The 14123-nt window shown below is 33.4% G+C and carries 12 protein-coding genes; 4 read left to right on the plus strand and 8 right to left on the minus strand.

Going from position 1 to position 14123, the window contains the following annotated elements:
• Positions 1-331: 331 nt before the first annotated feature.
• Positions 332-1048 carry a DUF4294 domain-containing protein gene (locus Z054_RS0124450; RefSeq protein ID WP_024772648.1) on the minus strand — a complete coding sequence of 239 codons (717 nt, stop codon included), beginning with the start codon at positions 1046-1048 and terminating at the stop codon, positions 332-334.
• A gap of 109 nt (positions 1049-1157) precedes the next feature.
• Here Z054_RS0124450 and Z054_RS0124455 point away from each other — a divergent pair, with 109 nt between their 5' ends.
• On the plus strand, positions 1158-2249 hold the full coding sequence (locus tag Z054_RS0124455) for a M42 family metallopeptidase (protein ID WP_024772649.1): 1092 nt from the start codon (positions 1158-1160) through the stop codon (positions 2247-2249).
• A 60-nt stretch (positions 2250-2309) separates the two neighbouring features.
• Here Z054_RS0124455 and acs read toward each other — a convergent pair whose 3' ends face one another.
• The 7 genes from acs to Z054_RS0124495 form a co-directional block, all read right to left on the minus strand.
• Positions 2310-4262 carry an acetate--CoA ligase gene (gene acs, locus Z054_RS0124460; protein WP_035093434.1) on the minus strand — a complete coding sequence of 651 codons (1953 nt, stop codon included), beginning with the start codon at positions 4260-4262 and terminating at the stop codon, positions 2310-2312.
• A gap of 141 nt (positions 4263-4403) precedes the next feature.
• Positions 4404-4778, minus strand: a complete 375-nt coding sequence (locus Z054_RS0124465; protein WP_024772651.1) for a response regulator transcription factor — start codon at positions 4776-4778, stop codon at positions 4404-4406.
• Between the two features lie 29 nt (positions 4779-4807).
• On the minus strand, positions 4808-7492 hold the full coding sequence (locus Z054_RS0124470; RefSeq protein WP_024772652.1) for an ATP-binding protein: 2685 nt from the start codon (positions 7490-7492) through the stop codon (positions 4808-4810).
• Between the two features lie 318 nt (positions 7493-7810).
• Positions 7811-9598 carry a sodium:solute symporter family protein gene (locus tag Z054_RS0124480; RefSeq protein ID WP_024772654.1) on the minus strand — a complete coding sequence of 596 codons (1788 nt, stop codon included), beginning with the start codon at positions 9596-9598 and terminating at the stop codon, positions 7811-7813.
• Positions 9599-9690: 92 nt separating this feature from the next.
• Positions 9691-9954, minus strand: a complete 264-nt coding sequence (locus tag Z054_RS0124485) for a DUF4212 domain-containing protein (RefSeq protein ID WP_024772655.1) — start codon at positions 9952-9954, stop codon at positions 9691-9693.
• 12 nt (positions 9955-9966) lie between these two features.
• Positions 9967-11196 carry a hypothetical protein gene (locus Z054_RS0124490; protein ID WP_024772656.1) on the minus strand — a complete coding sequence of 410 codons (1230 nt, stop codon included), beginning with the start codon at positions 11194-11196 and terminating at the stop codon, positions 9967-9969.
• A 123-nt stretch (positions 11197-11319) separates the two neighbouring features.
• Positions 11320-11739: an IS1/IS1595 family N-terminal zinc-binding domain-containing protein gene (locus Z054_RS0124495; protein ID WP_024772657.1), complete on the minus strand. Its 420-nt coding sequence runs from the start codon at positions 11737-11739 to the stop codon at positions 11320-11322.
• A 148-nt stretch (positions 11740-11887) separates the two neighbouring features.
• Between Z054_RS0124495 and Z054_RS0124500 the strand changes: the two genes are divergently transcribed.
• From Z054_RS0124500 to Z054_RS0124510, 3 genes are all read left to right on the plus strand, one after another.
• Entirely contained in the window at positions 11888-12439 is a 552-nt protein-coding gene (locus Z054_RS0124500) for an NUDIX hydrolase (protein ID WP_051473902.1), read from the plus strand.
• 96 nt (positions 12440-12535) lie between these two features.
• Complete coding sequence (locus tag Z054_RS29185; protein WP_035093437.1) at positions 12536-12988, plus strand: Dps family protein; 453 nt, start codon at positions 12536-12538, stop codon at positions 12986-12988.
• On the plus strand, positions 12966-13841 hold the full coding sequence (locus Z054_RS0124510; protein ID WP_035093440.1) for an NHL repeat-containing protein: 876 nt from the start codon (positions 12966-12968) through the stop codon (positions 13839-13841). The genes Z054_RS29185 and Z054_RS0124510 overlap by 23 nt, the downstream gene beginning before the upstream one ends.
• Positions 13842-14123: the final 282 nt, after the last annotated feature.

Here is a 14123-nt window from a genome sequence, read left to right on the forward strand (position 1 = left end):
AAAAACCTTTTTATTCCTAACAACAACTTTTGGTATAATTTTTTGCAGAAAATAAGAAACGTGCTGATTTTAAAAAAGATAGAAAACGAAGATAAGAAATTTAATCAGAATAGAGATGGATTTTTCATACTTTTTCTATGTTTCAATACCTCAATACGAATAGAATGTATTGTTTTGTATTAGGGATGGAAGTGGCATCCTTTTGTTTATTCTAAGTGGTTTAAAAAAATTACAATTATAATCTACATCTCCAAGAAAACTTCATTTCCTTACAGAACAAAAGATATAACGTACAGCCCGGTCCCATTTTTTTATGGGGAATACCCAAGAATTAATTTTTAGACGTAGTAGTTTTAGCCGCATCAGACCATTTGTTTCTTAGGTCATAAAAACTAAAATCTAAGGCTGTTTTCTGTTCTTTTAAGATATTTGACTGAAAACTTCGCTGTAATATATCCTCTATCCAATAATCTTCTTCTACATTTATTGGGTCGTATATCTCTTTTAAAGAAATACTAAAAAGTTTAGCTGTATTGTTATACCAAAAGGCTCTCCACCCACTTCTATATTCTTTTACCAATTCGAACATTGTTTTACCTGTTTGCCGATAGATCAATTTGACTAGTATTTGACCTTCTGTACGGGTAAGCTTTTTTAATTCTTTAGTAAACTCCTCTTCCATGTACTTTTGCAACATTTTTATATATCGCTTCTTTTTTCTCTTAGAATCAATATTTTCTAACCGTTCATTAAGTGCTATTAACCTATCTGCAGCTAACTTCGCATAGGGATACACTTTTCTTGTCTTACGTCTCAGGATAAGATATCTTCTTCTTGCTAGCTTGTTTTTAAAGTTTAATCTTCCTAAAATAATCACTTCATCGAGATCAATAGCTTCATGAAGAATTGTATCTCCTTCAATAATATAGTACTGCACATAACCAGTGGTATCTACCTTAGAGGTATCCACAGGTTTTTGATCTCTTTTTTGGGCATTAACAAAAGAGGTTAGCATTACCAAAAGAATATATGCCGAATGTTTTATCATAATAGATTATGAGACTTTCTAAAATTGTTCCAAAATTAACAATTAACCAATTGTAAACTGTAAAATGAATGTGAATATTGTTATTTTCGCAATAAAATGAAATAATACCATGGCAAAAAAGAGCATTCTAAATAAAAAGTCTCTGACTTTTCTTGAAAAATATCTAAACAATCCAGCTCCTACAGGATATGAATGGGAAGGACAAAAAATCTGGATGAACTACTTAAAACCTTATGTAGATGAATTTATAACGGATACGTATGGTACTGCAGTTGGTGTAATTAATCCAAAAGCAAAATATAAGGTTGTCATCGAAGGACATGCTGATGAGATTTCCTGGTATGTAAATTATATTACGGATAATGGGCTAATTTATGTGATTAGAAATGGAGGGAGTGATCACCAGATTGCAACTTCGAAACGGGTTAATATCCACACTAAAAAAGGTATTGTAAAAGGTGTTTTTGGATGGCCAGCTATTCACACTAGAAAAGGTGCAAAAGAGCAAGCTCCTACTCTAGAAAACATATGTATTGATGTAGGGTGTAACACCAAAGAAGAAGTATTAAAACTTGGAGTACATGTGGGTTGTGTGATTACCTATCCTGATGAATTTTTTATTCTGAATAAAAATAAGTTTGTTTGTCGTGCTCTTGACAACCGAATGGGAGGCTTTATGATTGCTGAAGTAGCTCGTTTACTGAAAGAAAACAAAAAGGAATTACCTTTTGGTTTATATATCACTAATTCTGTACAGGAGGAAATTGGTCTTAGAGGTGCCGAGATGATCACACACACCATTAAACCCAATGTAGCTATCGTGACTGATGTTTGCCACGATACCACTACCCCAATGATCGAAAAGAAAACGCAGGGAGAAACCAAAATTGGTGATGGGCCCGTGATTTCTTATGCTCCCGCAGTACAAAATAGATTTAGAGAGCTTTTGATAGATACAGCAGAAAAGAAAAAGATTCCTTTTCAGCGTATGGCTTCTAGCAGAGCGACAGGAACAGATACTGATGCATTTGCTTATAGTAATGGTGGTGTTGCTTCTGCCTTAATTTCTTTACCGTTGCGTTATATGCACACTACTGTAGAAATGGTACACAGAAGTGATGTAGAAAATGTTATAGAATTGATTTACGAAAGTTTACTTTCTATAAAAGCAGGAGAGTCTTTTAGTTATTTTGAAAAGTAATTGATAATACTACATATAAATTAAAAGCCCTCGTATTAACGAGGGCTTTTAATTTATGCTTTACACCACATTATCCATTATTTCCTGGACTACATCTGGATTTAACAGCGTAGATGTATCTCCCAGATTAGAAGTATCCTTTGATGCTATTTTGCGTAAAATTCTTCTCATAATCTTACCGCTTCTCGTTTTTGGTAACCCACTTACAAACTGAACTTTATCTGGTTTTGCTATTGGCCCAATAGTATTAGACACTTGTTCTCTTATTTCATTTATCAATGCCTCATCAGCGATTTGATCATTATATAGCGTAACATATGCATATAACGCTGTTCCTTTTACATCATGGGGAAAACCAACAATTGCAGATTCTGCAACGGCCAAATGTTCATTGATCGCATTCTCTATAGGTGCGGTTCCCAAATTATGACCAGAAACAATAACCACATCATCTACTCTACCTGTAATTCTATAGTTCCCTGTTGCATCTCTATATGCTCCATCACCAGTGAAATACATATTCTCATATGTAGAAAAATATACATCCTTATACCGTTGGTGGTCTCCGTAAATTGTTCTTGCTATAGATGGCCAAGGAAATTTTATAGCCAATCTTCCTTCTGAGCTTTTAGATCTAAATTCTATTTCTTTTCCTTCTGCATCCATCAAAACGGGTTGAATACCTGGTAAAGGTAATGTAGCAAAAGTAGGTCGTGTTGGTGTAATCCCAGCTAATGGAGAAATCATCACTCCTCCTGTTTCTGTTTGCCACCACGTATCAACTAAAGGTGAGTTTCCTTTTCCGATATTATCATTGTACCAATGCCATGCTTCTTCATTTATTGGTTCTCCTACAGACCCAAGGACTTTAATAGAAGAAAGGTTATGCTTATTTACCAATTCTAATGGTTGTTTCGCCAGTGCTCTAATTGCTGTTGGTGCTGTATAAAAATGGGTTACATTAAGTTTATCGCAAATCTCCCAGAAACGACCATAATCAGGATAACTAGGTACTCCCTCAAACATTACGGTTGTTGCTCCTGCAGCCAATGGACCATAAATTATATACGAATGCCCAGTAATCCAACCAATATCAGCAGTACACCAATAAACATCATCTTGCTTTTTGGCATGTATATCTTGTCCTGTAGGAGCAAAATGATCGCATTGAAACACATTTGCAAAGGTATAGGTAGTATATACCATATATCCTCCAATGGTATGCACCATTCCCTTTGGCTTACCAGTAGAGCCAGATGTATATAATATAAACAGCATGTCTTCTGCATCCATCACTTCTGCCGGGCATTCTTTTTCTACTTTCTGCAATTCATCAAACCAAAATTTATCTCTACCGTCTTTCATTGGTGTTGACTCAACCGTTCTTCTATACACAATAACCGTTTCTATAGATGGTGTAGTTTTTAAGGCTTCATCACACATCTCTTTTAATTTTACAGGTTTTGCGCCTCTATACACCTCGTTTGCCGTGATCAACATTTTACATTCTGAATCATTAATACGGCTAGCTATAGCTGTGCTTGAAAATCCTGCAAAAACAATAGAATGTATTGCTCCAATTCGTGCACAAGCCAGCATTGCTATTGCTAATTCGGGGATCATTGGCATATACAAACAAACCCGATCTCCTTTTTTAATACCATTATTTTTTAAAACATTAGCAAAATGGCAAACTTTTACATGAAGTTGTTTATAGGTAATATGACGTGATTCTTCGGTTGGGTCATTAGGCTCCCAAATAATAGCCGTTTTATTACCAAATTTCTCTAAATGTCTATCCAGGCAGTTTTCTGTAATATTTAATTTACCACCTTCAAACCACTTTACTTCAGGTTTTGTAAAATCCCACTCTAATGTTTTATCCCATCGTTTATGCCAATAAAATTTTTCGGCTATAGCATCCCAAAATTTTTCAGGATTATTAATACTTTCCTGATATGCTTCTTTATACTCAGCAAAAGAACTAAGCTGAAGTGTGTCTTTTATTTCCATGATCTGTGATTTTCTAATTTTGGTCTATTAAATTCTTTTAAAACATGTCATCGTCAAAAAATTATCGACAAGTAACTATTATTAGGGCGTAAACAACTTAAAAATAGCTGTATCTTATTCTAAACACCAAGATTGATTCAGTTATTTTTGAGCAATAAGCTCATTGATCTCTGCCATAATTTTTTTTATTGAAAATGGTTTTGTCAAATACTTATCTACACCCATTGATACTCCTTTTTGAATATCCGAAGCTTTATTTTTTGCAGTTAAAAACACCACCTTAATATCTTTTGTATCAGCATTTGATCTTATATATTTTAAGGTTTGATACCCATCTACATTTGGCATCATAATATCCAATAGAACTACATCGGGAATCTGTGATTTTAATATTTCGATAGCTTCGCCTCCATCCCTGGCAATAAAAACTTCAAAATCATTCTTCTTAAATGTATATTCTAAAGACATTACAATATTAGGTTCGTCATCAACAATTAATATCTTCTTCTTATTCAAAATTTAATCTTTTTTATTATTTACATATGCTAATCAGGAATCTCAATAATAAATCTAGCTCCTGTTTTGCAATTTTTATCGGCCCATATTTTTCCTTTATGCCCTTCTATAATCTGTTTACTTATAGCTAAACCAAAACCACTACCTGCTGGCTTTTTTACGTTTTGATTTTTGGACTGGTAAAATTTATCAAAAATATGTTTCATATCCTCGATAAGAATGCCTTTTCCGTTATCTTCAATACTAATACGAATATAATCTTTCCTTTTTTTCGATTCTATTTTAATAATTCCATTTTTTTCGTCAACAAATTTAATTGCATTGGAAAGCACATTAGTAAGTACCTGAAGTATTCTGTCTTCATCATATTTCGCAACTAAAGTTTCAAAAGATTTTGAATTCAGGATTTTTATATTCTTTTTTTCTGCAATTGCATGTATTCCTAATATTGCTTTTTCTATGGTTAGATTTAGATCATTCTCTTTTTTATCCAGAATCTCTCTCCCAGATCCCAGTTTTTCTAAATCCAGTATGTCATGAATTAATTTGGTAAGGCGTTCTGAATCGCAAACAATATTATCTAAAAACTGCATTTTTAGCTCATTGGGCATATCCTGGCTGTCCAACAACACTTCTGATGCTGCTCTAATTGATGTAATTGGTGTTTTTAACTCATGTGCTACGGTATCCAGAAACTCATCTTTTAATTTATCATGAAGTGTCAACTCTTCATTAACTTCTTTTAATTCATCTGTAAGCAGCGTTAATTCATCCGATTTCTGTTTTAAAAACTTATTTGTAGAAATTGTTTTTTTATTTTCTTCTAAAATCTCTAATACTTCTACCAGGGTAACAGGTTGTTCTTCAACTACACTGGATATTAAAATTCGGGAAGAGGCACTACCTATGCTTCCTGTCAATAGCTTTTCTGAAAAATTAATTAATCTGGCATCTGCAGCTTCAGCATTTTTTGGAAGATCGTATTTAAGATAGAACAAATCCAAAGCGCGCTCTGTACGTTCTTCTCCCAGAAATCGGTTTAATACTTTTCTAATATCTGAAACATAAGCTTCTCCTTTCCACACAAATGCATTTTCCTGTAAAGAATTATAGTTGCTATCCACAAACATTTCTCCATAGTTACGTTCTCTATAATTCCCCTTAAAAGAAAGGGAAACCGAGAGATATACAATAACATTAAAAAACATACTCCAAAAAAATGCGTGTGTTACCGGATTGAGAATGTTTATACCAAATAATGCATAGGGTTTTAAGAGTTCAATTTCAAAGGGCCCATATACAATAAAATTCATGTTACCGAATATTGTATCCAGAACAAAAGGCAAAACAAGGGTATAACCTGTAACCAATGCTCCTGTAATGATTCCCATTTTTGCCGCTATAGAAGATCCTCTATTCCAAAATAGCCCTATAAAAAATGAAGGACCAAGTTGCGCAATAACAACAAAAGATAATTGTCCAATCGAGAATAATGATAATTCAATATTAAAATTGATATAGAAAAAATAAGCCCCTAATATTAAACATAAAATAGCTATCCTTCTAATATTCTTAATATAATTGGCATTACGCTCAGGTCGACTTTTACTAAATTTATCCAAAAATCCATATGGAATAATCAAGTTATTACTAAGCATAGTTGACAATGCCAATGTTGAAACAACTACCATAGAAATCACTGCCGAAAAACCACCTAAAAATACCAGAGTTGCTAAAAACACATCTCCATTTTGTAAAGGAAGTAGTAACGAATAGTAATCTGGATTTGCCAAATCTCCTAATCGTAATTTTCCGCCCCAGGCGATAAAAACAACAAATACATTAAACAGTAGCAGATAAAGTGGAAACATCCAAATTGCAGTCTTAAGATCTTTTTTGGTTGTATTCTCTATCACAGAAACGTGAAATTGTCTTGGTAAAAGAAAAATTGCTAAAAAGGACAAGACAATCATAAAATACCAATTAATACCAGACTCCAGGCTATCAAACGTAGTTAACGACTCGAAGTCTTCTGTAACAGATATTTGATTGTAAATATCTGTGGTGCCATCAAAAAGAAAATAGGTGACATATCCTCCTACTCCTAAAAAGAAAATAAGTTTGATTACTGATTCTACTGCTACCGAAAAAACTATTCCTTGCCTACGTCTGGTAGCATCAGTAGTTCTTGTTCCAAAAAATGCAGCAAACACTGCTAACAAAACTGCAATATAAAATGTAGAATCTTTAAAAATTGTTCCTGAAGAATTAATAGGATTGTTAGAAATTATCTCAAAAGTTTCTGAAACGGCTTTAAGTTGTAATGAAATATAAGGCAATACCCCCAAGACACATATTATAGTTACTAACGCTCCTAAGAATCGGTCATTACCATACCTAAGTGATATAAAATCTGCAATACTTGATACCTTATGTTGTTTTGAAATTTTGATTATTTTTTTCAATACCACAACCCAAACAGGGAAAGCAATCACAGGTCCCAAATAGGTGGTAAGAAAACTAACCCCAGAGGTTGCTGCAATCCCTACACTACCATAATATGTCCATGCAGAACAATATACTGCGAGGGATAATGTGTAGACATAAGGATTATTAACCCAGGATCTTTTTGCTTTTTTTTCGGCCCTGAAAGCAATCCCAAACAAAAGCAGCAGGTATCCTATAATTATGAATATTAATATATAACTATTCATAAAACTTTTTCAAAATTATAAAAGAGATCAAAATTGAAATCGCCCAAATCAGAAACACAAAAAAATACAGTACAGGAAACCCAAAAATACTTCCGGAATGATTAAACATAAATATCAACGGAACATTAAACAGAAAAAGCAACACAATAGAAAGCACTACCAGTTTTTGTTGATGACGTTTTTTCATAAGAGCTTTATTATTGGTTACTTATAATTCCTAAGTCTATATACTTTAGTTTCAATCATTTTTACAGCAGATTCTGTTTCTTTTAAACCTCACAGGTTGATTAAAACCTGTGAGGTTTAATTTACCTACATCTAATGTGTTGCTTCTCCAGCTCCACTTGGGATTCTTATATTTTCTACAATTTCTTGCACTTCTTTTGGCGGTGCCGAGGTAAATTTGGAAATTACTAATGATATCACAAAATTGATTACCATGGCTACAGCTCCAAATCCTTCTGGAGATATCCCAAACCACCATTCACTTGATGGAGGAAGGGTTTCGTCAAACCATCCCAATTTGTATTTTATCATATATAATAACATACACAAAATACCTACTACCATCCCTGCAATAGCTCCTTCTTTATTCATTCTTTTATAGAATATTCCTAACACAATGGCTGGAAAGAAAGAAGCTGCTGCTAAGCCAAAGGCCAGCGCTACAACAGCTGCAACAAAACCAGGTGGATTGATTCCAAAATATCCTGCGACACATACGGCTGCTACAGCAGAAAGACGCGCTGCGATTAATTCTCCTTTTTCTGAGATATCTGGCTTAATCATTTTTTTGATGAGATCATGAGATACAGAAGATGAAATCACCAATAACAATCCTGCTGCGGTAGACAATGCTGCCGCCAATCCTCCTGCAGCTACCAAAGCAATTACCCAATTAGGGAGATTTGCTATTTCGGGATTTGCTAATACCATAATATCACGATCCACAAAAAGTTCGTTCTTCGTTGCTGCATTTACATTTGTAATCTTACGCTCTCCATGCTCTCCACGATTTTTTCCATCAAAAACCGGTTTATTTTTATTCCCTTCAACTGCATGACCATTGGCATACTGTACTTGTCCATCTCCATTTTTATCTGTCCAACCTAACAAACCTGTATCTTCCCAATTTTTAAACCATAAAGGAAGTTCTTCGTATTGTTTATTTTGTACCGATTCAATAAGATTTGTTTTAGCAAAAACTGCTACTGCTGGGGCAGTTGTATACAATATAGCAATCAACAACAAAGCATACCCTGCCGATTTACGAGCATCTTTAACTCGCTTAACGGTAAAGAAACGAACAATTACATGTGGTAATCCTGCTGTACCTACCATTAATGCCAAGGTAATAGCGAATACATCTAATATTGATTTAGAACCATTTGTATATTCTGAAAACCCTAATTCTGTACTCAAACCATCCAGTTTATCAAGAAGATAAGTTCCCGAACCATCTGCAATGGTATCCCCAAACCCTAACTGAGGTACTGGGTTTCCTGTCATCTGAATTGAAATAAATATAGCTGGTACCATAAATGCAAAGATGAGCACACAATATTGTGCTACCTGGGTGTATGTTATACCTTTCATACCACCTAATACGGCATAAAAAAGCACGATAATCATCCCAATGATCACTCCTGTATTGATATCTACTTCTAAAAATCGGGAAAATACAATTCCGACTCCTCTCATTTGACCCGCTACATATGTAAAGGATACGAGAAGTGCACAGAATACTGCTACCGATCTTGCTGTTTTTGAATAATATCGATCCCCGATAAAATCAGGAACTGTAAATTTTCCGAATTTTCTTAGATAAGGAGCTAACAATAATGCTAACAGCACATATCCTCCTGTCCACCCCATTAGATATACAGCACCATCATAGCCTGAAAAGGCTATAATACCAGCCATAGAAATAAATGAAGCAGCACTCATCCAGTCGGCAGCAGTAGCCATCCCGTTGGCTAAAGGAGATACTCCACCCCCCGCTACATAAAACTCTTTTGTAGAACTTGCTCTTGACCAAATCGCAATTCCTATATATAAAGTGAAGGTTAGCCCTACCAAAATATAAGTCCACATTTGAACACTCATAATATATTTTTTTAGTTGTTTATAATCTTAGAGATTGTGTGAATTGAAATTAGGACAATGTCTTAACCAAATTCATATAATTTTCTATCTTCTTATTTTTCATCATAACCATATTTCTTATCTAATTTGTTCATTAATCGAACATAGACAAAAATTAAAATCACAAATACATAGATAGAACCTTGCTGTGCAAACCAGAACCCCAAAGGAAAACCGCCCATATGAAATTGATTTAACGCATCTTTAAAAAGTATCCCTGCGCCGTATGACACGACAAACCATATTGCAAGTAAAATGAACAAATATTTTACATTTTCTTTCCAGTAGGCGCTGGCTTTTTGTTGTTTTTCTGACATAATTATTAAGTTTTAGAGATAGATCATTGCTTGTAAGGTAACAAAACTTTGCGCATCATTATCACCATATTTTGTGTTTAGATATTCTAAGGTCAACTTAGAGTTATGACCACTAAAATACGCATTAGCTCCAACACCAAATGTTGTTGCATTATCATCAATAGCATCTATAGATCTTAAATTAAAAGAGGTATAGGGTTGAAATTTAATTTTTTTGTTAGCATTAGGAATCACATATCCTACATGTCCATATATCATAGACCCTGTTTCATAGGTTTGTCCTAAGGTATAGTTCTGTCCATAGTTATTATTTTGATATGTTGTATAGGCAGTAATCGCTGAACCATTACTTCCTAAAGGAGCATCGTAAAATGCATCTACAGCAAATATTGCAACATCTTCTCCTTCGAGAATTCCATTTGTATTTGTGACGCTTCCATCGGGGTGATAAAAGAATCCTGCTCCAACATTAAATACTTTTTTACCTCCCAGATATGACCCGACTTTATAAGGCAAGAAATTGGATTCCTGATCTAAAAAATTATAATCGAAATATCCAGCAAAATTCTTTCCTGCATCTTTAGACCCTAACAATCGTCTGCCAGCATATACGGCTGGACCATTAATAACAGGATCAGTGCCTTCCTGAAGGTTGTTAGTTATCGATTCATTAACAGACACACGATATTGTAATTTGCCAAATTTTCCTTTGGCATAAATCCCAATGTGACGAGCAAACTGATCTGATAATCCTATATGTGCCCAGGATTGCCGATTATTATCCAGAGTCATAATATTAAGTGTGCTTTGATTATTAAGACGAGAAATCCCATTCCAATAATGTAGTCCACCGCCGATTGCATGATTTGCCCCAAGGCTATATTGCCCCCACACCCCATGAAAGAAAAGTTGTGAACTATCTCCTTTACCCACCGGGTTTAAATTATCAGCATTTAAACTATTTAATCCAAAATGAGTAAGAATTAAAAAATCCTTATTGATTTGAGAGTACATTAAAATACGTGCTCTACGAATACTAAAATCTGTATTACTATCATCATCAGGAACGTCATCTGTATATCTTGCCCAAAACTGTGCCCAGGAAATAATCCTAAAGTATTTTGAACCAGATTCATTAAGCTTTACTTTAAGTCCTCCTGTATAATCTGGAGATCCCTGAGAAAAGATGGAGTGCGAAATCAAAAAGCTACTTAAGAAAAGTAGTAATATGAGTTTTTTCATAATTTAAGAATTTGATTTGTAGAAAATGATTAATACTACTTGCGTAGTGTTGTGCACTTGCTAAAATTCTAAAAATTATGTCAGGCAATAAAAATTAGTATAGTTATTTGCTAATTGATATAGTTATTCTTTAAAGCGTTCCCATTTTATAAGCATAAATTTATCTCCCAGCTCTGTCACAACAACCCCTGCTCCTTGAATATTTTCTGGAGATTGAAAATAATTAGCTAATTCTAAGGAGTTTAAAATCTTATATGTGGGATGATATTGAGAATTATATGGTCGCTTGATATTATATTTTTTTACCCAGTTGATAACACTAACATGAGATATCCCTAAAATACGTTCGATTTCACGATATGTTAATCCTTCGAGATAAAGCTGTAGTGCTTTGTTAACATAATAATCATCTATTTTCTTGCCCAGTTTACTAACTGTGAAATAATAATTACAATTCTTACAACGATATCGCTGTCTTTGATTTATTATTCCACTTTTTATATACTCAGATGAACCACAATTTGGACAAGCTTTAACCATCATATATATTATTTTTGCATAAATATATCATTTTAGCAATAAAAATATAACAAGTATTTAATATTAATTATAGATAAAATTAACTTTTACAAGGTATTTATTAAAAATATACCTTTATTTTTCCATTAACAATGCATAATTAAAAACTGCCATGATCGACGAGCTTATAGATATACTTGATGAAACAGGAGAGTTTACCGGAGAAGTAAAACTAAAATCTGAAGCACATCAATTAGGATTATATCATGCTAGTGTTCATATTTGGTTCTTTACAGATCTAGGAGAAATAGTATTACAAAAACGAGCGGATGATAAAGATACGTATCCTGGTTTGTGGGATATTTCTGTAGCTGGCCATATCGGTACTGGAGAAACACCAGAGGATTCAGCTATTCGGGAAGTTAAAGAAGAAATTGGTTTATCTGTGTCTAAGAATGATCTAAGATTTGTTGGAACATATTTAGCAGAAAAAATACCCAGACCTGATCTTTATGACAACGAATTTCATCATATTTATCTTTCACGCCTTGATGTCTCTATTAAAACACTAACGCTTCAAAAGGAAGAAGTTGCTGATCTTATCCTCATACAAGTTGATGAGTTTAAAGACATTCTTCAAGATCCTATTAAAAGAAAAAATTACGTCCCTCATGATAAAGCGTATTATACTTTTATTCTTAAGGAAATCACAAATCAATTATAGTAATACACCTATTACAACTAACTATTGTAACTTCATACTTTACTATTCAATTATAGTAATTTTGTATTGAAAATACAAAAATAATAGATAAAAACTATGAATAATTCAACTACGAAAACAATAGAGGCTTTAAATATATTATTAGCAGATTACCATATACACTATCAAAAGCTTAGAAATTTCCATTGGAATATTACCGGGCCTCATTTTTTTGAACTTCATGTAAAATTTGAAGAATTTTATGAAGATGCAAAATTGAAAATCGATGAAATCGCTGAAAGAATTCTAACACTTAGAGGAAAACCTGTTAGCAATTTTAGTTCTTACCTGGATCTCTCTAGTATTAAAGAGGCAGACACAACACTTGCAGATCATGAAATGGTAGCTGCTATTCTTGAGGATCATAAAGCACTTTTGAATCAATTAAAAATAGTAACTACTGCTGCTGAAGATATCAAAGATGATGGAACACTAGATATTACAGGTACTTATATTGGAGAGATAGAAAAGACAAGTTGGATGCTTAATGCTTGGAATCATAGAAGTTAAAATATTAAAACTCTCTTATCTTATCCTTTTGATGACGGTAACCGCTAGTTGTCAAAAGGATAAGAACGTAGATTTAATAAAGATTAATACCTTACCTAACCTTCTTCACGAAATATCGGGTATTACTATGTTATCGGATCATAACGTGTATGCTATAAATGATTCTGGCAATAGTAATGTATTGTTTTGCTTAAATCAAAAAGGCAAAATAGTACGTCAAATCAAAATTCCCGGGGCCAAAAACATAGATTGGGAAGATCTTGCACATGATCAAGAAGACAATATTTATATTGGTGATTTTGGGAATAATGGTAATGATCGAAAAGATTTAGTCATCTATAAAGTTTCAGGAATTCTATCAAATACTATTATTACTTCAAAAATCGAATTTATTTATGAAGATCAAAAGAAATTTCCACCTAAGAAAAAAAGATTAAATTTTGATGTTGAAGCTTTCATACACTTACATGGTAATCTATACTTATTCACTAAAAACAGAGGAAAAAAATCAAAAGGAGTAACTAAACTATATCGAGTTTCTGCTACACCAGGAAAATATACGGCCAAACTAATTGGAAAATACGAAACTTGCAAAAATTATTCTAATTGCCTTGTCACTGGGGCCACAATCAATAAATCCGAAGATAAAATTGCTCTTCTCACACATAACAAGGTGTTTTTACTCAGTAATTTTAAAGATGACAACCTATTTGATGGGGTTATTCAAAAAATAGCATTAAAGCATAATTCTCAAAAAGAAGGTATTTGCTTTAAAAACGATTCTACCCTCTTTATTACTGATGAAAAACAAGGGCATAAAAAAGCTACTTTATTTAAGTATATACTTAAATGAAGGTAACATTTTGGCGTCGAGTAGATAAAGGGGATTTAAGCGATACAACTTTTCGTTTATACCCTTCTTTACGCATTCCTACTTTTTCGAGAATCCTAGAATCCAATATTCACGGTGGCACACCTTGCTTCTATTCTACGTAAATCAAGTTCGTCAAAACCGAACTTCAAAATCTCGGTTAATCCTTCTATAGATTCTCCTTCAATTACTTTAGGTTACCTCAATATTGATTGAGATTCCTAATACATCATATTGATGGGCTTACCCCTTTTTGATTCTGGC

It is taken from the genome of Aquimarina macrocephali JAMB N27 (assembly GCF_000520995.1).
Taxonomy (GTDB): Bacteria; Bacteroidota; Bacteroidia; order Flavobacteriales; family Flavobacteriaceae; genus Aquimarina; species Aquimarina macrocephali.